The sequence below is a fragment of the Sphingomonas sp. 4RDLI-65 genome (assembly GCF_049472435.1).
In the GTDB taxonomy this organism is placed as follows: domain Bacteria; phylum Pseudomonadota; class Alphaproteobacteria; order Sphingomonadales; family Sphingomonadaceae; genus Sphingomonas.
This window is the reverse complement of record NZ_JBCEBT010000003.1, coordinates 207447-226697: the sequence shown is the minus strand read 5'-3', so window position 1 is coordinate 226697 and position 19251 is coordinate 207447. Positions and strand designations below refer to the sequence as shown.

The 19251-nt window shown below is 65.3% G+C and carries 11 protein-coding genes and 1 pseudogene; 7 read left to right on the top strand and 5 right to left on the bottom strand.

The genetic code is table 11. The features are described 5' to 3' along the window. Nucleotides 1–56: 56 nt before the first annotated feature. The 4 genes from VH567_RS09375 to VH567_RS09360 all read left to right on the top strand — a co-directional run bounded on the left by VH567_RS09375 (nt 57) and on the right by VH567_RS09360 (nt 4637). Nucleotides 57–419 carry a hypothetical protein gene (locus VH567_RS09375; protein ID WP_423325389.1) on the top strand — a complete coding sequence of 121 codons (363 nt, stop codon included), beginning with the start codon at nt 57–59 and terminating at the stop codon, nt 417–419. A 240-nt stretch (nt 420–659) separates the two neighbouring features. Next, the gene (ahpC, locus tag VH567_RS09370; protein WP_423325387.1) at nt 660–1223 is read left to right on the top strand and encodes an alkyl hydroperoxide reductase subunit C; all 564 of its coding nucleotides are present in this window, start codon (nt 660–662) and stop codon (nt 1221–1223) included. 121 nt (nt 1224–1344) lie between these two features. Then, the gene (gene ahpF, locus VH567_RS09365) at nt 1345–2931 is read left to right on the top strand and encodes an alkyl hydroperoxide reductase subunit F (RefSeq protein WP_423325385.1); all 1587 of its coding nucleotides are present in this window, start codon (nt 1345–1347) and stop codon (nt 2929–2931) included. Nucleotides 2932–3104: 173 nt separating this feature from the next. Next, on the top strand, nt 3105–4637 hold the full coding sequence (locus VH567_RS09360) for a glycosyltransferase family 39 protein (RefSeq protein WP_423325383.1): 1533 nt from the start codon (nt 3105–3107) through the stop codon (nt 4635–4637). Nucleotides 4638–4816: 179 nt separating this feature from the next. On the opposite strand, the gene VH567_RS09355 is transcribed toward VH567_RS09360, so the two are convergent. Together VH567_RS09355 and VH567_RS09350 are read right to left on the bottom strand one after the other, a co-directional pair. Continuing rightward, complete coding sequence (locus tag VH567_RS09355; protein WP_423325381.1) at nt 4817–7807, bottom strand: TonB-dependent receptor; 2991 nt, start codon at nt 7805–7807, stop codon at nt 4817–4819. 410 nt (nt 7808–8217) lie between these two features. Next, the gene (locus VH567_RS09350) at nt 8218–9774 is read right to left on the bottom strand and encodes an alpha-N-arabinofuranosidase (RefSeq protein ID WP_423325379.1); all 1557 of its coding nucleotides are present in this window, start codon (nt 9772–9774) and stop codon (nt 8218–8220) included. A 795-nt stretch (nt 9775–10569) separates the two neighbouring features. Here VH567_RS09350 and VH567_RS09345 point away from each other — a divergent pair. The 3 genes from VH567_RS09345 (at nt 10570) to VH567_RS09335 (ending at nt 15704) form a co-directional block, all read left to right on the top strand. Continuing rightward, nucleotides 10570–12942, top strand: coding sequence for a beta-L-arabinofuranosidase domain-containing protein (locus VH567_RS09345; RefSeq protein ID WP_423325377.1), 2373 nt, complete (start codon nt 10570–10572; stop codon nt 12940–12942). Next, the gene (locus VH567_RS09340; RefSeq protein ID WP_423325375.1) at nt 12939–14438 is read left to right on the top strand and encodes a glycoside hydrolase; all 1500 of its coding nucleotides are present in this window, start codon (nt 12939–12941) and stop codon (nt 14436–14438) included. Before VH567_RS09345 ends, VH567_RS09340 begins: the two co-directional genes overlap by 4 nt. Before the next feature lie 120 nt (nt 14439–14558). Then, nucleotides 14559–15704, top strand: a complete 1146-nt coding sequence (locus tag VH567_RS09335) for a cellulase family glycosylhydrolase (protein ID WP_423325374.1) — start codon at nt 14559–14561, stop codon at nt 15702–15704. A gap of 34 nt (nt 15705–15738) precedes the next feature. Here the strand turns inward: VH567_RS09335 and VH567_RS09330 are convergent, their stop codons facing one another. The 3 genes and pseudogenes from VH567_RS09330 to VH567_RS09320 form a co-directional block, all read right to left on the bottom strand. Beyond that, nucleotides 15739–17085: a glycoside hydrolase family 27 protein gene (locus tag VH567_RS09330; protein ID WP_423325372.1), complete on the bottom strand. Its 1347-nt coding sequence runs from the start codon at nt 17083–17085 to the stop codon at nt 15739–15741. An 8-nt stretch (nt 17086–17093) separates the two neighbouring features. Next, nucleotides 17094–18134: pseudogene (locus tag VH567_RS09325) on the bottom strand (family 43 glycosylhydrolase); the annotation flags it as partial. Further along, entirely contained in the window at nt 18131–19102 is a 972-nt protein-coding gene (locus VH567_RS09320) for an arabinan endo-1,5-alpha-L-arabinosidase (RefSeq protein WP_423325880.1), read from the bottom strand. The pseudogene VH567_RS09325 and the gene VH567_RS09320, both read right to left, overlap by 4 nt. Between the last annotated feature and the right edge of the window lie 149 nt (nt 19103–19251).

Below are 19251 nucleotides of genomic sequence, written 5' to 3'. Positions count from 1 at the left end.
CAGCGAACACTAACGGCCGCCTTGCTTTTCACGGCGATCATGAGGAGGGAGGCGGCATGCCTCACGCCAGCAACATCGTCTATTGCGACGGTCCGGACAGCCCTCACGCATTCGACATCGTCCCGCTCCAGCCGCGCAACGGCAGCCTCGATGCCCTGTGCCCGGTCTGCCAGGGGCGCGGCCAGTGGAACACCGAGATCGACTTGGTGAGTTTTCGCTGCAAGCGCATGGCCTGCGACCGATGCCACGGCGCCGGCTGGATCGAGACGGGCAGCGACCCGGTCGGCCTGCCGGACATCGTCATGGCGCCGGGCGGCCATCCGCAATGGACCATCCGCTATCAGCCAGGCGACCGCGGCCCGGGCGACGACGTCGCCGCCGACATCAACCCTGCAAAACCCGGCCTCGCCAAACCCTGAAACTACAAGCACTTGGCTGCAGGCGACCCAGCCATGGCGACCGAGACCGCGCCTTGGTTCGTGTTGCACCGCAGCGTTCGGCAAAATGCGCCATGGCCAGCAGACGGGCGCCGCGACCTTCCCGCCTCGGTAAAATGGACCTGTGATCGACTTAAGCGATCACTTCGTTAAAACAGATCAATTTTGCAATGCAGCATTTGCGCCTATATCCGGGACGACCCAATCAACCGGAGACGACACATGGCCCTTATCGGCAGCAAGATTAAGCCGTTCACCACCCAGGCTTACAAGCAGGGCAAGTTCGTATCCGTCAGCGACACCGACGTGCTGGGCAAGTGGGCGGTGTTCTTCTTCTACCCGGCGGATTTCACGTTCGTGTGCCCGACCGAGCTCGAGGACCTCGCCGACGTGTATCCGACGCTACAGAAGATGGGCGTCGAAGTGTTCAGCGTCTCGACCGACACGCATTTCAGCCACAAGGCATGGCACGACACGTCGCCGGCGATCGGCAAGATCAACTACTACATGCTGGGCGACCAGAACCACAGCATCAGCCTGAACTTCGACATCCTGCGCGAAGGCCAGGGCCTGGCGGATCGCGGCACGTTCGTGGTCGATCCGGACGGCGTCATCCAGCTGATCGAAGTGACCTCGGAAGGCGTCGGCCGCAACGCGACCGAACTGCTGCGCAAGATCAAGGCCGCGCAGTACATCGCCGCGCATCCGGGCGAGGTCTGCCCCGCCAAGTGGGAAGAGGGTGAAGAGACGCTCGCCCCGAGCCTGGATCTCGTCGGCAAGATCTAAACTTTCTCGGCTCCCTTCAGGGAATTGAGTGAAGGCGGCCCGGGGCGGAACGCATCCTCCCGGGCCGTTCGCGTTTATGACCCGGTCGCGGGCAAGACATAGAAATATCGGAGTTTACCCCATGCTCGACGCCAATCTGACGCAGCAGCTGAAGGCCTATCTGGTCAACATCCGCCAGCCCATCGAACTGGTCGCCAGCTTGGGCGACGACGCCAAATCCCAGCAGATGGGCGAGCTGATCGACGAGATCGCCGTCCTGTCGGACCAGATCACGGTCGTCAAAGCCGACGACAAGCGCAAGCCGAGCTTCATGATCCGCCGCGCCGGCACCGATATCGGTGTGCGCTTTGCGGGCATGCCGATGGGCCATGAGTTCACCAGCCTCGTGCTGGCGCTGCTCCAGGTCGGCGGCCATCCATCGAAGGCCGCGCAGGATCTGATCGCACAGGTCCAGGCGCTCGACGGCGAATTCCACTTCGAGACCTATTTCTCGCTGTCGTGCCAGAACTGCCCCGACGTGGTGCAGGCGCTCAACCTGATGGCCGTGCTCAATCCCGGCGTGACGCACACCGCGATCGACGGCGCGCTGTTCCAGGACGAGGTCACCGAGCGCAAGGTCATGGCGGTGCCGACGATCTTCCTCAACGGCGAGCCATTCGGCCAGGGCCGGATGGAGCTGGAGCAGATCGTCGCCAAGCTCGACACCGGCGCTACCACCCGCATCGCCGAAAAGATCTCGCAGAAGGATGCGTTCGACGTGCTCGTCATCGGTGGCGGACCCGCCGGCGGCGCCGCGGCGATCTACACCGCGCGGAAAGGCATCCGCACCGGCATCGCCGCCGAGCGTTTCGGCGGCCAGGTGCTCGACACGATGGCGATCGAGAACTTCGTCTCGGTGCCGCACACCGAAGGCCCCAAGCTCGCCGCCGAGCTGGAGCGCCATGTCCGCGACTATGACGTCGACATCATGAACCTGCAGCGCGCCGAAAAGCTGATCCCGGCGACCGGCGAAGGCGGCCTGCACGAGGTCGTGTTCGAGAGCGGCGCGTCGCTGAAGGCGCGCACCGTCATCCTGTCGACCGGCGCACGCTGGCGCGAGATGAACGTGCCGGGCGAGGACACGTACAAGAACAAGGGCGTGGCCTATTGCCCGCATTGCGACGGTCCGCTGTTCAAGGGCAAGCGCGTCGCGGTCATCGGTGGCGGCAATTCGGGCGTGGAGGCGGCGATCGACCTTGCCGGAATCGTCGCGCACGTCACGCTGGTCGAGTATGACAGCGACCTGCGCGCGGACGCGGTGCTGCAGCGCAAGCTGGCGAGCCTGTCGAACGTCCGCATCATCACCTCGGCGCTGACCACCGAGGTCCACGGCGACGGGGACCGCGTGACCGGGCTGTCGTACCGCGACCGCAATCACGACACGGTGCACCAGGTCGAACTGGAGGGCATCTTCGTACAGATCGGCCTGGTCCCGAACACCGAATGGCTGCGCGATGCGATCGCTCTCACCCCGCGCGGCGAGATCGAGATCGATCACCGCGGTCACACGTCGCAGCCCGGCATCTTCGCGGCGGGCGATGTCACGACCGTGCCGTTCAAGCAGATCGTCATCGCGATGGGCGAAGGCTCGAAGGCCGGGCTGTCGGCGTTCGATTACCTGATCCGCCTGCCCGCCGAAGAGACCAAGGACTGGGAAGAAGCAGCCTGATACCCCCACGCCTGTTACCCCGCTATGGCCGCCGGCCCCTTCCCGGCGGCCATAGCAAATCACCGAAGCCCCGCACCGTACCGTCCGGCATGATACCGACGCCCTGCCCTCGCATCGCCGCAAGCCGGTTGTTAACCGTTGCTTCCTAAGCGGCGGCGTCGAAGGAGTGCCAGGTGACCCGAGTTCAAGCCGATCCGCACCGGGAAAGCCACGCACGGCATCGGGTATGGCCAGCCTATCTCGGCATCTTCGGTTTCGCGCTGGCGATCCGGCTGGTCTGGCTCGGGCATCAGCCGCTATGGCGCGACGAGCTGTTCTCGATCCTGTGGTCGCGGTTCGATAGTCCTTTCCTGATCGGCGAGGGCACGCGGATCGAAACCAATCCGCCCGCTCATTTCCTCGTCCTGAAGGCATGGATCGCGATCGCGGGCGATTCCGCGTGGTCGGTCAGATTGCCGTCCGCGGTTGCGTCGGCCGGCGCCGTGGCGGTGCAATATGCGATCGGACGCCGCCTGCTGAATCGATCGACCGCTTTGCTCGGTGCGGTTCTGCTCGCGGTATCGCCGTTATCGGTCGCAATGGCGCATGAGGCGAGACCCTATGGCGCGGTCGAGCTGGCCGCGGCGTTCGTGATGCTGGGCGCCACCGGGTTTCTAACCGCGGCATACAGGCCCAGCCGGAGCAGCGGCGCGCTCGTTGGCTGGGCCGCGGTGTTCGTGGCCAGCTGTGTCGTCGCCTTCGTGCTCCATTACACCGTGCTGTTCCTGATCGCCGCGGCCCTGATCGCCACCGGACTCGCGCTCGTGTGCCGCCGCCCTCTACCGCGATCGGCGCTGGCGATCTGGATCGGGACCGGCGCACTGACCGCCGCGGTCATCGCTGTTCCGCTGATATCCGCCATGTCGTTGTCGCAATCGGCCAACATCGCCTGGATCCAGCCGACCACCCCGCGCGCCCTGCTGCACTTCGTCGGAAACGTATTTCTCGGTTTGGCCGCGTTCCCGTACCGCGGCGAGGGCGTCGTCGCCGTCTTTGCGCTCGCCGCGCTCGGCATCGTCCGACGCTACGGCGTTTCCTCGCCGGTCTTCTGGGCGCTGATCGTCCTGCCCGGCACCGCGTTCGGCCTGCTGGCCATCATGAGCCTGCACCGCCCGCTGCTCGTACCGCGGTATGCCGAATGGCTCTGCATACCGGGAACGATGGCGCTAGCCGCCGGGCTGTCGGCGATCCCCTTCGATCGCTTACGCAAAGCGGCCATCGGCGTAGCAATCCTCGGTCTCACCACCGCCTTGGCGATCCAGTTGCTCCGACAGGATAACGAGCATTGGCCCGGCCTGGTCGGTGCGATCGCACACGAGCCGGCATGTCGCGGCCCGATAGTCTTCACGGACGATACCAATCCGCTCGCGATCATCTATTTCGCGCCTGCGCTCCTCGACAGGCCCTTCTACCGTGTCAGCGAAAGCACCGCGTCAACGGCCGAACGCTATCTGCTGGAGCGATACGCCACAGTGACGACTCTCTCTCCCAGCCAGTTCACGACCGCGTCGCAAGGCCCGGCAACCGTGATCTCGCGACGCGGCGAGGACGGCGCCTACACGCTGACCTTAGGCTCGGCGGACTATGATCGCCCATTCGGCGACCTGCTGAGACTCTCGTGTCGTAATCGCTCGGCGACCGGGGGAGTGCAAAACCGAACTCCATAAGTGGTTTCCGCAAGGTGCCTGTGCACCAAACCGCGAACAGCTACCGTGACGCCTCAGGCACCCTCGGCGGCCGTTGGGCAGGTCGCCATCGACCTGCCCAATGTGACACGAGCGCTTCAGGTCACGCGCCATCACCCGCAACGCCGTGAAGCCGCCCCTTTGCACGCGCCGGCCACCGGCTAGAAGCGGAACCGTGCGCCAAGTCCATAATACCGTCCCTCGTCGCGCACATCGCGCGGGTAGGACCGGTTGTCGTCATATTGCGCATAGTTGCGGAACGGCTGCGCCAGGATGTTGGACGCGTCGAAGGTCAGCGTGATCGCCTTGATCGGCGTATAGTTGAACGAATAGTCCAGGCGGGTGACGTTCTCCGTACCCTCGCCGAAATACACGCCGTTCACGACCAGATTGCCGTTCAGGAATCGCGATCGTCCGTTGTACGACAGGCGGCTGGAGATCTTGTCCTTCTCGTAGAACAGCGCGACGTTATAGCTCCACTTCGAAAGCTGTGGAATGCCGACGAATGGCGGCGTCGTATTGGCGGCGCTGAAATCGACCGGGAACCGTTGCTTGCCTTCGAGGTAGGTGACGTTGCCCTGGATACCGAAGCCGCTGAACGCACCCGGCAGGAAATCGAGGAACGTCTGTCCACCGACCTCGACACCCTTGATCTTGCCCGCACCGGCATTCGCCTGGGCATTCACCTCGATCAAGCCGTACAGCGGATCCTGGAAGCGCTGCGTATAGCTCGACAGGAAGCCGAACAGATCGCGGTAGAAGACGGCTGCGGTCAGCGACGAGTTCTTCGAGAAATAATATTCGATCGTGGCATCGTAGTTCTTCGACGTCAGCGGGACGAGGTTCGGATTGCCGCCATTGCCGTAATAGTTCGGACGGCCCTGAAGACTGGCGGCAAAGCGCGGATCGTTCAGGATCGTGATCGGCGAACCATCGGCATTGGTGGTCGGCGACACGTTCGGGGTCAGGAACACGGCGGGGTTGAGCGCGCCGAAGTCCGGCTTCGTACGGGTCTCGGTAAAGCCGAAGCGGATCTGCAGCTTGTCGGTGGGGCGGATGCGCAGGCTCGCATTCGGCAGGATGTCGACGTAGTTCGCATTAGTGGTCACCGGCTGCGACGACGTGATCGGAATGCCGTTCGCGTCACGCTGGATCACCCCGTTCACCACCACCGGCACCGTCCCCTGGCCGCTATACCGGCCTACCGTGTTGACCACGCGGACGCCGATCAGGCCGTCTATCCCTACCGATCCGATATCGAACTCGTATTTCGTCTGGCCATAAAAAGCATAGGTCTGCTCCTTGGCGAGGAAGGCCGCGAGCGGATCATATTGAACGGTCGGCGTCGAGAACAGGCGCAACGCATCGCGGTAACCGGCATCGGTCGGATTGGCGGCCACCAGTTTCTGGAGTTGCAGCAGCGAGAACTGGCGCAGCGCTTCGGCATTGCCCTCGATCCCGGAACGGCTCGGCATCAACCAGCTCGTCCAGCCTTGCGTATCGCCACGGAACGCATTCGGAGTCAGTTCCAGCGCACCGGCGGGGGTGTCGGCCAGCGGGATATTGAGGTTTTCGGTATAGGCGTAGCGCCCGCCGCGTTGCAGCGATGCATCGCGATCGGTGTAGCGGACGCCGAACTGCAGCTTGGGAAACAGCGAGACGTCGGTGTCCAGGTCGACGTCGCCGCGCCACTGCCAGCCCGCGCCCTTCACCCGGTAGACGCTTTCGTAATAGCCGCGCCATTTATAGTTGGCGGGGTTGTCGCGAGCATAGCCCGGCAAGGCAAAGGCGGTGCCGCCATCGACGAAGAAGTTTACGTCCATCGTCGGCGCGGTCGTCTGCGACATGTCGAAGCTGTATTCGTTCGAATCATAGTGGCTGCGGGTATAGGCAAGGTCGCTCGAGATATGCGCGCGGCCGACGTCCCATTTGAACCCGCCCGCCGCCTGGTAGGTATCGGTGTTGTTGACGTTGGTGCTGCGATAACCCTGCCCGCGCTCGCCGCCCGTCTTCGTCAGGGTCTGGACCTGATCCGGCTTGCCCTCGCGCAATACGACGTTCGACAGCGCGGCGTTGTTGTTGAGCAACGACGCTTCGAACAGGTCGTTGGCGCCGCGACCGCGATACCCCTGATAGAGGAAGTCGTAATAGAGTTCGAGATTGGCGGCGGGCTTCCACTGCACGCTGCCGTTGACTGCTGGACGCCACCGCTTGCCGCTGTCGTTATAGACGCCGACGCGCTCGGGAATACGGAAGGCACGACCGGCCGATGCCGGAGTGACCGACACCGAGTCGGGGATCGTCGTGGGGACGAATCCGCTGCTCCAGCGGGCTGCGTTGCGATATTGCGACTGGGCATAGGACGCATTGACGAGCACGCCGATCTCACCGATCGCCGTATCGGCGCGCGCGCTCACCAGGATATTGCCGAGCGGGTCGTATTTCTTGCTCTGGTCGTTGTAGGTGCCGCGGATACCGCCGGCGACCACGAACTTTTCGGCGAAGTCGAACGGGCGCCGCGAGCGGACGTTGATGAGGCCGGCAAGCCCCGGCTCCAGCAGATCGGCGGTGCCGGATTTATACACTTCGAGGCCCGCCAATGCGCCCGCCGGGAAATCCTGCAGCTGCGACCGACGAAGTTCGGCGGTAAAGATCTCGCGCCCGTTGAAGGTGGTGGCTACGTCGGGCAGACCGCGGACGATCACCTGGCTGACTTCGTCGCTGAAGCGATTGACCTGGACACCGGTGATGCGCGCGATCGACTCGGCAGCGGTATTGTCCGGCAATTTGCCGATATCCTGCGCGACGATCGCGTCCAGGATCGCGTCGGAATTGCGCTTGATCGCCTGCGCGCTGCCAAGGCTGGCGCGATAGCCGGTGACGACGATGTCACTGTCGGAACGGGGACTGGCGCTCGCGTCCGCGGCTTCGGCATTCGTACCGGCCGGAAGGTTTTCGGTGGCGCCGACACCGGGACTGCGGCCTTTGGCGGACTTCGTCGCGCGCTCCTGCGCGACCGGCGCCTGGGCTTCGATCGAAGCATCGGGAGCGGCAGCCTCCTGTTTCTCCTGGCTGGTCGCAGCCTGCCCGAAGGCCGGTGCCGCCACCAGTGCGAACGGTGCCACGGAAACGAGCAACGAAAAGCGCGTCATGATATCCTCCCCCTTTGTAACGGTGACCGGCTAGCGCCGGTTCTGATCCGCAATCCAACGTTATTTGTCCGACTAGTTAAATGCTGTCAAGTGCGTATCGAGGGACGCGAAGACACCGCGATCGACATGCCCATTCCGCCCTGTATGGGCGCTTGATCTGGATCAGCTCTACGGCAGCGAAAGCGCTGCGACCCGGCGATGATCTCGACTTTCGCGCAGGCGTCCCGGCAGGACGCGCGCTGGAAACCGCTATCCGATCGACGCTCGGCTTGTCGTTGGCAGCCGGCTTACCATCAGGCCGACATTTGCGCGCATCCGCAGGGCGAGATGCGCGCCTCTATGTCGAGGGATGCACCATGGCCCGCCCGCTCGCCCCCGCCACGACGAGGGCGAGCGGTCCGGGCTCCAAGTCAGCGGATGTCGAGCATCACCACCGACTTCGGCGGCAGCGTCACGGTGAGCGTCCCGCCCGACAGCGTCGCGCCGGTGAACGCCGCGGGCTTCACCGCGTCGGGGGCGTCGAACGTGTTGTGCGCATCGATCGTCGCCGCCGTGACGATGCGTCCGGTCACGCCGGCCCCCGCAACGCCGTCGAGCTTGACCGATACCGTCGCCGGCTGGTTCGGATCGACGTTGGTCAGCCCCATATGGACCGCGCCGTCGACGCCGCGCACCGCGCTCGCGCTGACCGCCTTCAGCACCCACTCGTTCTTGCTGTACCACCGCGACTGCACGTCGACCGGCAGCACGACGCCGTCCTGATAGTCCTTGTAGAGATCGAACACCCAATAGGTCGGCGTCCTCACCATGCGGGCGCCGTCGGTCAACATCATCGCCTGCAACACGTTGACCATCTGCGCGATGTTGGCGCCGCGCAGGCGATCGGTGTGGCGTGCGAAGATGTCGAAGTTCAGGCTCGTGACCAGCGCGTCGCGCAGGCTGTTCTGCTGATAGAGGAAGCCCGGATGGCTGCCCGGCTCCTGATCGTACCAGGTGCCCCATTCGTCGACCAGCAAGGCGATGCGCTTGCCCGGATCGTATTTGTCCATGCGCTTGGCATGGCCCGCGATATACTCGTCCATCTTCACGGTCTTGGCGAGCGTCCGTGCCCAAGCATCCTCGTCGAAGCCGGTTGCCGCGCCCTTCTTCGCCCAGTCGTACGGGATCGTGTAGTAATGCACGCCGATGCCGTCGAAATGCTTGCCGGCGTCGCGCATCATCACCTCGGTCCAGTTGTAATCGTCGACGTTCGCGCCGCTTGCGATCTTCATCACGTGCTGCCCCTCGGGCATCTTGATGAAGGTCGAATATCGCCGGGTCAGGTCCGCCGCATATTCGGGCCGCATGTTGCCGCCACAGCCCCATAACTCGTTGCCGATACCGAACATCGGCAGCGTCCACGGTGCTTTTCGACCATTGGCGGCGCGTTCCTTGGCCAGGCTCGATCCCGATGGCGAGGTCATGTATTCGACCCATTCCGCCATCTCGCTCGGCGTGCCGTTGCCGACATTGCCCGAGACATACGGCTCTGCGCCGACCATCTCCGAATAGTTCATGAACTCGTTCGTGCCGACGGCATTGTCCTCGGTCACGCCACCCCAGTTGGTGTTGATCTTGACCTTGCGCTTCGATTGCGGACCGACGCCCTCGCGCCAATGATATTCGTCCGCGAAACAGCCGCCCGGCCAGCGGATGACCGGCGTGCGGATCGCCTTCAGCGCATCGAGCACATCGGTGCGATAGCCGTTCGTATTGGGTATGCGGCTGCCCTTGCCGACCCAGATCCCGCCATAGATCCCGGTGCCCAGATGCTCGGCGAACTGGCCGAACAGGCGCTTGTCGAACTTCGGCGCGGGCGCATCGCCGTGCACGGTCACCGTCGCCGGGGCACCATCGACGGGAGGAGCCTGCTGCGCCAGCGCAGGCGTGGCCAGGACAAGTGCGAGCGCACTCAGCATCATACGCATCTATTCAGTCTCCGTTGCGCGCGCCGGACGCGTCTTATCGGGGATCGCTCCCACGCCGGCGAAAAAGGAAAAGCGAGCGGCGACCGCGTGGAGATCGCGAAGCGGATTGATGAAGATGTCAGGGATTTTCGTAGCCGCGCGTTCGCGATCGCGTCACGGTGCGCAGCGACTACAGGAGTTCCGCAATCCGGACGGATCAGGTCGGAGAGTTGCACAGGACGGATCGGCAATGCGTTATCACGCTTGGCCTCATGTGGCGGCAGAGCAATGACTGGCACGCCTGCGGAGACCAACGCGTCCTGCACTCGATTCCCCCAAAAAAGTCCCTGTGCGGTATGCTCCGCATCTTGTCGGACAATACCGGAGTGATCCGATTGTGCAAGCATGCAAAGGCTAATTTCTTGGAGGGCTGTGCGGTAGCGATACTGCAAATCCGCGAACGGATTGTCGCGAACGAGCACCGACGAATGCCCGCATAGCGGACCGAACACCGGCCCTTGTGCAAAATCGCTAAAGGTCGAGAACACCGACGTCCTGAAACCATCGCATTGCGCGTTGACCGATCAATCCACCAAATCTAGTCTGACATAATAAGATATGTCGACGTCATGACGCCAAGAATGACGCGGCAGCGATAGGAGAAGGCAATGGCGATACCAGTCGCTTCGTTGGCGCGCGACGCCTGCGCGACGATCACACATGTGACGGCATCGCAGTCGTCCCCGGCATATCGTGGAGTGCCAAGATGACTGAAATCCTGCGCGAACCGGCACGCGGTGCCGGGAATTGAGCGTCATGCATCCCACCCGCCGGCGCCTGCTAGCCAGTGCCAGCCTGCTCGTCTTCGCGGCACCCGCGCTTGCCGGGCGGGTGCAGCCGATAGTCGCCAGCCCCGCCCGCCGGGTCACGCCGGTCCCCATGCGGCATGTCCGCCTGAAGCCTTCGCCCTTTGCCGACGCGTTCGCCGCCAACCGCCGGTATCTGTTGTCGCTCGATCCGGAGCGGCTGCTGCATAATTTCTACCAGTCCGCGGGGCTGCCTGCCCTGAAGCCGGTCTACACCGGATGGGAAGCGCAGGGGATCGCGGGGCATTCGCTCGGTCACTGGCTCTCGGCCTGCGCGCTGGTCGTCGCCAATACCGGCGATCCGGCGGTGGCCGCGACGCTCGACCATGCGCTGGCGGAGATGGCGCGGATCCAAGCGGCGCATGGCGACGGGTATCTCGGCGGCACCACCGTCGAGCGCGACGGCAAGACGATCGACGGCAAGATCGTGTTCGAGGAGGTCCGCCGCGGCGACATCCGGACCCAGGGCTTCGACCTCAACGGCGGATGGGTCCCTCTCTATACCTGGCACAAGATCCATGCCGGGCTGCTCGATGCGCATGTACTGGCCGGCAACCCACGCGCGCTGCCGATCACGCTGGCGCTCGCGGGGTATCTCGCGGGCGTGCTCGAGCCGCTGTCGGATATGCAGGTCCAGCAGGTGCTCCGCGCCGAGCATGGCGGGCTGAACGAAAGCTATGCCGAAACCTATGCGCTCACCGGCGACACACGTTGGCTGCGGATGGCGGAGACGATCCGCCACAAGGCGGTGCTAGACCCGTTGACCGCGCAACAGGATCGGCTGGAGGGACTGCACGCCAATACCCAGATTCCCAAGCTGATCGGGCTGGCCCGGCTGCACGAGCTGACCGGCAACCCCAACCATGCGGCGGCGGCGCGCTTCTTCCATGATCGGGTGACCAACCATCACAGCTATGTGATCGGCGGCAATTCGGAGCGCGAACATTTCGGCGCGCCGGACCAGTTGGCGAAACGCGTCACCGAGGCGACGTGCGAGGCGTGCAACAGCTACAACATGCTGAAACTGACGCGGCATCTGTACGGCTGGGAACCGCATGCGCGCTGGTTCGACTATTATGAACGCGTCCAGCTGAACCACATACTCGCGCACCAGCGCCCCGATACCGGCCAGTTCGTCTATTTCATGCCATTGTCGGCGGGCGCACGGCGCAGCTATTCGACCGCGGAGGAAAGCTTCTGGTGCTGTGTCGGATCGGGGATGGAAAGCCACGCCAAGCACGCCGATTCGATCTTCTGGCAGGATGCGCGCACGCTGTACGTGAACCTGTACGTGCCGAGCACGCTCGACTGGGCGGACCGCGGCCTTGCGCTCGATCTGGACACAGGCATGCCGATCGAGGGCGAGGCGACGCTGAGCATCCGTCGTGCCCCGCAAGGATCGCAGGCGATCGCGCTTCGCCTGCCGGGATGGGCGCGCGGGCCGACGCTCGAATTGAACGGCGAAGCGATCGTGCCGATCATGCGCGACGGCTATGCGGTAGTCGATCGCCGCTGGCGGGCCGGCGATCGGCTGCGCGTGACAATGCCGATGCAGCTGCGCGCCGAGCCGACACCCGACGATCCGACGCTGGTCGCCTTTACCAACGGTCCGCTGGTGCTCGCCGCCGATATGGGTCCCGCGTCGCAGCCGTTCGACGAGCTGGGCCCCGCCCTGATCGCCGATGGCGCGGCGACCGCGGCATTGCGTGCAGGGTCGGCGCCGCACCAGTTTTTCGCGCAGTCGGCGCTCGGCGAACGCCTCGAGTTCAAGCCGTTTTTTGCGCAATATGACCGTCGCACCGCGGTGTATCTGCCGACCTTCAGCCCGGCCGATTGGGCGTCGGCGAAAGACGGCTATCTGAAAGCGCAGTCCGAACGCCAGGCGTTCGCGCGGCGCACCGTCGACGTCGTCTATCTCGGCGAAATGCAGCCCGAACGCGACCACGGCTTCACCGCGACCCGCGCCGAGACGGTCCAGCTTCATGGCCGCTCGGCGCGCAAGCTGCGCCGCGGCGATACGCTGAGCCTGACGCTGCAGCGCCGCCCCGGCCCGGCCCTGCTCCGCATCGTCTATTGGGGGACCGATGTCGGTGACCGGTCGCTGGCGATCCGCGTCGATGGCACCTTGCTCGCCACCGAAACACGCAGCGTACCGGCGACCGAAGGGTTCGTCGAAGTCGACTATCCGCTGCGATCAGCGGGTGAGCAGGGCAAGGCGCAGGCGATCGTCACCTTCACCAGCCAGCGCGGCGATATCGATATCTACGAAGTGCGAATGCTGGCCGCCGACGCCGGCGAGCCGTCCACGGCACCGGTAGCATGATCCGCGCCGCCACCGCCGCCGCCCTGCTGCTGTCTGCGGGAGGGGCCTTGGCACAGACGCACGCTCCGGCGGCCCCCGCGGCCGTCACCGTCGCGCTGCATCCCGCGATCGACCGGCCATCGACGGTGTTCGAAGGCTGGGGCACCGCGCTGGCCTGGTTCGCCAACGTCACGGGTGGCTGGCCCGACGCCGAGCGGCAACGGCTCGCGGACCTGTTCTATGGCCCCGACGGGCTCGGCTGGACGATCGCGCGGTACAATATCGGGGGCGGCAACAGCGCCGAGACGCCGCCCTATCTCCGTCAGGGTGCCGCGGTGCCGGGCTTCTGGCGGCGTCCGTCCGGCGCGACTTGCAAGGATTGGTGGCGCGCCGACGACGAGGCGGTGTGGGACTGGTCGCAGGATACGAACCAGCGCTGGTGGCTGGATGCGATCAGCGCGCGCGTGAAACACCCCATCTTCGAGGCGTTCTCGAATTCGCCGCCCTGGTTCATGACCGTTTCGGGGCGCGTATCGGGTGCCGAAGCGCGAACCGACGAAAACCTGCGCCCCGGCCAGGAAGGCGCGTTCGCGGCCTATCTGGCGCGGTCGGTCGACGAGCTGCAGCGTCGCCATCGCATCGGCTTCCGCACGCTCTCCCCCGTCAACGAGCCGAATACCGATTACTGGTACGCCGCCAATACGCAGGAAGGCGCGCACTGGAGCCCGGCGCGGCAGGCGGCCATGATCGATGCCACGCATGCGGCCTTGCAGACGCGCGGCTTGAAGACGACGGTCGCCGCGCCGGACGAGACCAACGCGCTGCTGTTTGCCGCCGATTGGGCGGGCTATCCACCGGCAACGCGCGCGCGGATCGGACAGCTCAACGTCCACAGCTATGGTACCACGCATCAGACCGCGGTGCGTGACATCGCCCGCGCTGCCGGCATCCGGTTGTGGATGAGCGAGGACGACACCCCGCTCGAAAAGGATGCCGAGGATTTCACCGGGATGGCCACACCGCTGGCCTTTGCCGAGCATGTCGTCATGGACCTCAAGCGTCTGGAACCATCCGCCTGGGTGTTCTGGCAGGCGGTCGAGCATCTCAGCACGCTGAAGGGCGGCAAGGGATCGAACTGGGGTCTGGTCAAGGCGGACCTGCTCGCCGGTCCGACGGGCACGCATCCGATCCATGTCACGCGCAAATACTACGCGATGGCACAGTTCAGCCGCTTCATCCGCCCGGGGTACCGGCTGGTTCCGATCGACGACCTCGATACCGCCGGGGCGCTGTCTGCGGATCGGCGGACGCTCGTGCTGGTCCATGTCAACGCCGGCATCACGCCCCGCCGGCTGGTTCTGCCGCGCGGCTGGACGGCCCGGATGCTCGTCACCGATGCGACCCGGAACGTGGCCTGTGCCAGCGGAACCACCGCCCCGCCCCGCGCGATAGTCACGCTGATCCTGACACGCAGACCCGGCGGAGAACCCTGCCCCGGAACCGCTCCACCCCGATAATTGGCTTGGCATTAGTCCGAGCTTTGGTATCCGTTTCACGAGAAGCGTGGACAATGTCACGCCGCAATGGAGGAGGATGAGATGGCGAGAGTGTCGTCGAACACACGCGGAACCGGTCGCATGACGCCGGCTCGCGCACTGCGATTTGCCTTTGCCTCGATTGCAGCGCTGACGATCGCGGCGCCGTCTGAGGCCCGCGAGATCTGGACCAAGCCGGCCGCCGCGACCTGGTATGCGAAACAGCCCTGGCTGGTCGGTGCGAACTATACGCCGCGCACTGCAATCAACCAGCTCGAGATGTGGCAGGGCGACACGTTCGATCCTGCCACGATCGATCAGGAACTCGGCTGGGCGCAGTCGATCGGCATGAACACGATGCGCGTGTTCATCCATAACCTCGTGTGGGAAAAGGATCCGGAAGGGCTGAAGCGCCGGATGGACCAGTTCCTGACGATCGCGGCCAAACACAAGATCCGCCCGCTGTTCGTGCTGTTCGACAGCTGCTGGGACCCCGACCCGGTCGCAGGGCCACAGCATCCGCCGATCCCGGGCGTGCACAATTCCGGCTGGGTCCAAGGCCCCGGCGCCGCGCGTCTTGCCGATCGCACGCGATACGGTGCGCTGCAGGCCTATGTGAAGGACGTGGTCGGGCATTTTGCCAAGGACACGCGCGTCCTCGGCTGGGACGTCTGGAACGAGCCCAACAACGAAGGCGGCGGCAATTACGCAGCCACGCCGGACAAGAAGATCCTGGTCGCCGGGCTGCTTGGCCAGGTGTTCGACTGGGCACAGTCGGTCGATCCGATCCAGCCGCTGACGTCCGGCGTGTGGATCGGCGACAGCTGGGACAAGCCCGCGACGCTCGATCCGGTCGAGCGCATCCAGGTATCGCGGTCCGACGTGGTGAGCTTCCACGATTACAGCTGGCCCGAGACGTTTGCGAAGCGTGCCCGCCAGATGCTGAGCTATGGGCGGCCGGTCTTCTGCACCGAATATATGGCCCGCGGCAACGGCTCGACCTTCGACGGATCGCTGCCGATCGCCAAGGCCCTGAACATCGCGATGATGAATTGGGGCTTCGTCGACGGCAAGACGCAGACCCGGCTGCCCTGGGACAGCTGGAAAAAGCCCTACACGTTCGACGAGCCGACGATCTGGTTCCACGAGGTGTTCCGTGGCGACGGCACGCCCTATCGCAGTGCGGAGACCGACCTGATCCGTACGCTGGCCGCCGCCCCGAAAGGCGTGGTGCCCGCCCCGCGCTGAGCGACAGGGCGCGCGGAGACCGCGGATCGGCGGGTCAGGCCGTGAGCCGATACAGGCCTGCACCATGCGCCGGGATGGTCTGTACGAAGCGACAGTCGGCCGCTGCCATGCTGCCGCCCGTCCATAGATCGCGCACGCCGACCCGGCCGGTCACCCCGAGCATAGCCAGATCGATCCCGACCACGCGCGCCGTCTTGCCCGTATTGAACAGCGCGACATAATGATCGCCCGATCGCGGCTCGCGTGCCGACCATATCCGGGCTCCGTCCTCGACGAAATGCGGGCGGTTGCCGGTGCTAGCCTGATTGACCGCGATCACGTCGCGATTGGTCAGCAACGCCAGGGTCGCGGCGTCGAGACGGCGCAGATCGCCACCCATGATCAGCGGCGAGCGCGCGATCGACCACAGCGTCATCAGCGTGCGTTGCTCGTCGGGCGTGAAGCGCGTGGTGCGCTTGCCCATCGCGAGCAGCCCCAGCGGCAGCATGTCGCCATCGGGCCAGCAACCCTTGCCCATGAACGGGTTCCAGTTCTCGAACCGCGTGAACTGTGCCTCGAGCATGGGCCATTCGTCCCAGAAATCGTCCGATATCCGCCACATCTGCGCATAAGTGCGGGCATGCTCGCCGCGGATCACCGGCGTTTCGCCCGGCGACATGCTCAGGATCATGGGGCGGCCGGAACGCGCGATGGCGCGCGCGATCGCCTCGATCTCGGGCGCATGCGCGTCATAGGGGCGACTCAGGTCGTCGACCTTGACGAAATCCACGCCCCAGCGCGCATATTCGGCGAACACGCCGTCATAATAGGCCTGCGCACCGGGCTTGCGCATGTCGACGCCGTACATGTCGACGTTCCACGAACAGATGTCGGCGGTGTTGGCGATGTCGCGCGCACGATACGGCGTACCCGCGATCGGCAGATTGGCCTCCACCGCCGCCCGCGGAATCCCGCGCATCCGGTGGATGCCGAACTTGAGCCCCATCGCGTGGATGTCGGCCGCCAGCGGGGCGAAGCCGCGCCCGCCGACACTCGACGGGAAGCGGACCGGATCGGGCTGGCACCGGCCAAAGCCATCCATCACCGGCACGATGTCGGTGTTGTAGTCATATCCCTTGCCGCGTGGATCATACCATTGCAGGTCGATCGTGAAGATCGAATACCCCGCCGGCAGCAGGTCGCGCGCCATGATCCGCGCGGTCTCGCGGGCCTGTGCCTCGGTGATCGTCACCGCAAAGCTGTTCCAGCTGTTCCACCCCATCGGTGGTGTCGGCGCGAGCGACGCTTTCGCGGATCGCCCCGAAGGCCGCATGCCGACCGCCGCTGCCGGGATCGCTGCACCGCCGGCCGCGAGAAACGCGCGTCGATCGAGGCCGCTCATCGCGATGCTCCGTTCGCGACCGGTTCACCAAAGGCGGGGACGCCGGTCGCCGTGTACGCGATCGGCTGCACCCGCGTGTGGCGGTTGGGATCGAACAGCGGGTCGCCCTTGATCGCCTCATAATCCCGCGCGTGATAGACCAGCATGTCGCGGCCGCGCTCGTCGACCGTGAAGCTGTTGTGACCCGGCCCCCAGACCTTGTGCGCGGGCGAGGACTTGAACACCGGCTCGGGCGATTTGGACCATGCCGCCGGATCCATGATGTCGGCATCGTCCTTCGCCGTCAGCATGCCCAGGCAATAGCGCGCGTCGGTCGCGCTCGCCGAATAGGTCATGAACAGGCGACCATTCCGCGCGAGCAGCGCCGGCGCCTCGGCGACCTTGAACCCGCGGGTTTCCCAATCGAGCGTCGGGATCGTCAACCGGGTCGGCTTGGCGGCCAGCGTCAGCGGGGTCGCGAGCGGCGCCAGATACAGGTTGCTGTTGGTGTCGATCCCCGGCTCACGCTGCGCCCAGGCAAGATACCGCGTGCCGCGGTGCACGAAGCTGGTCGAATCGAGCGTGAAGCTGTCCCATGCGGTCTGCAGTTGCCCCAGCACCTGCCACGTACCAGCCATCGGGTCGGCCCCGTCGCAGACGACCGCGAACGTGCGGATACGGAATACGTCCTCGCCGCCGCCGCTCGGCCCCGCGGCGAAATACATGATCCAGCGGCCATCGATCAGATGCAGTTCGGGCGCCCATAGAAAGCCCGACATCGGCCCGGTCGGCGGATGCCGCCACAGCACGCGTTCCTTCGCGGTCGACAGCCCGGCGATGGTGCGCGACCGGCGCAGCACCAGACGGTCGTATTCGGGCACCGATCCGGTCATGTAATACCAGCCGTCGCTATGGCGAAACACCTGCGCATCGGCACGCTGGCGGACCAGCGGGTTGCTTGGAACCGTCGCATCGACCTGCCGCGGTCGTCCGGGCAGGCGGGCAAGCGCGCCGCTGGCCGAGGCTGCGCCGGCACCCGCCAGGAACAGGCGCCGCGTGAGATAGGTCATGGTCGATACTCCGCTATGGGCCAGCCATCGGCACCCCAGACGATGGGTGCGATACGCAGCGTAGGGGTGCCCTTGTTGCTCGAATCATAGGCATGGAAGACGACGTAATCGGTGCCGTCCGCGTCGTGCAGGACCCCTGGATGACCCGGCCCGCGAAACCGCTGTTTTTCCTGGAGGTCGGCGCGCAGGAAGATCGTCCCGCCGCCCTGCATCATCGCGCTGCCGTCCTTGCCACGATACGGCCCGGTGATCGCCTTGGATCGGCCGACGACGGTATAATAGGTGCTGTTCGTGCCCTTGCAGCAATAGTCGTAGCTCGCGAGCAGCCAGTAATACCCGCCATGGCCGATGATGAACGGCGACTCGATCGGCGCCGGGCCGCCGACAGGCGCCGGGCGGCGTGCGATCGCATAGGGCTTTTCGGCGGGGTCGAGCAGCTTGCCGGTCTTCGGGTTCAGCGCGAACAGTTTCAGCCCGGTCCAAAAGCTGCCGAGCGCGAGCCAGTGCCTGCCGTCGGCGTCCACGACATGGTTCGGATCGATCGCGTTGAAATCGTCGCGGGGCGACGATGCCACCACCAGCCCCTCGTCGCGCCAGCCATAACCGGGCGCTGCCGGATCCAGCGTGGCGCTGGTCGCCAGCCCGATCGCCGACCGGTTCGATCCAAACGTCGAGACCGAATAATAGAGCCGGTATCGGCCGTCCGCCGCCCGCGATATATCGGGCGCCCACATACCCTTCGTCCCCGGCACCGCGCTGAGCGCCCAGTCGGGCAGGCCCGCCAGCGGCGGCGTGCCCGCCGTCCAGTGGATCAGGTCCCGCGACATCCGCATGCTCAGCATCTGCCCGCCAAGGCCGGTGCCATACACGTAATAGGTGTCGCCCTCGCGGATCATCACCGGATCGTGGACCGGCGCGATATCGCCCGTGAGCGACGCCGGCGAGGGAGCGTTTGCCGCCCCCAGCATCGGTGCGAACGCCAGTATCGCACCCGCGATCGCGAACCCCCTCACCCGCACGACGCCGCCATCATCACCCGTGTGGACGGTCGCGCCGCGGTGAGCGCGGTGCTGCCAATCTCCGATCGCGTGCCATCGGGCCGACGATGCCGCGGGGC

Excerpts from the sequence above, each read along its gene's own strand:
- VH567_RS09375 (WP_423325389.1), top strand. The coding sequence starts at position 57 with ATGCCTCACGCCAGCAACATCGTCTATTGCGACGGTCCGGACAGCCCT.
- ahpC (WP_423325387.1), top strand. The coding sequence starts at position 660 with ATGGCCCTTATCGGCAGCAAGATTAAGCCGTTCACCACCCAGGCTTAC.
- ahpF (WP_423325385.1), top strand. The coding sequence starts at position 1,345 with ATGCTCGACGCCAATCTGACGCAGCAGCTGAAGGCCTATCTGGTCAAC.
- VH567_RS09355 (WP_423325381.1), bottom strand. The coding sequence starts at position 7,807 with ATGACGCGCTTTTCGTTGCTCGTTTCCGTGGCACCGTTCGCACTGGTG.
- VH567_RS09350 (WP_423325379.1), bottom strand. The coding sequence starts at position 9,774 with ATGCGTATGATGCTGAGTGCGCTCGCACTTGTCCTGGCCACGCCTGCG.
- VH567_RS09345 (WP_423325377.1), top strand. The coding sequence starts at position 10,570 with ATGCATCCCACCCGCCGGCGCCTGCTAGCCAGTGCCAGCCTGCTCGTC.
- VH567_RS09340 (WP_423325375.1), top strand. The coding sequence starts at position 12,939 with ATGATCCGCGCCGCCACCGCCGCCGCCCTGCTGCTGTCTGCGGGAGGG.
- VH567_RS09335 (WP_423325374.1), top strand. The coding sequence starts at position 14,559 with ATGACGCCGGCTCGCGCACTGCGATTTGCCTTTGCCTCGATTGCAGCG.
- VH567_RS09330 (WP_423325372.1), bottom strand. The coding sequence starts at position 17,085 with ATGAGCGGCCTCGATCGACGCGCGTTTCTCGCGGCCGGCGGTGCAGCG.
- VH567_RS09320 (WP_423325880.1), bottom strand. The coding sequence starts at position 19,102 with ATGCTGGGGGCGGCAAACGCTCCCTCGCCGGCGTCGCTCACGGGCGAT.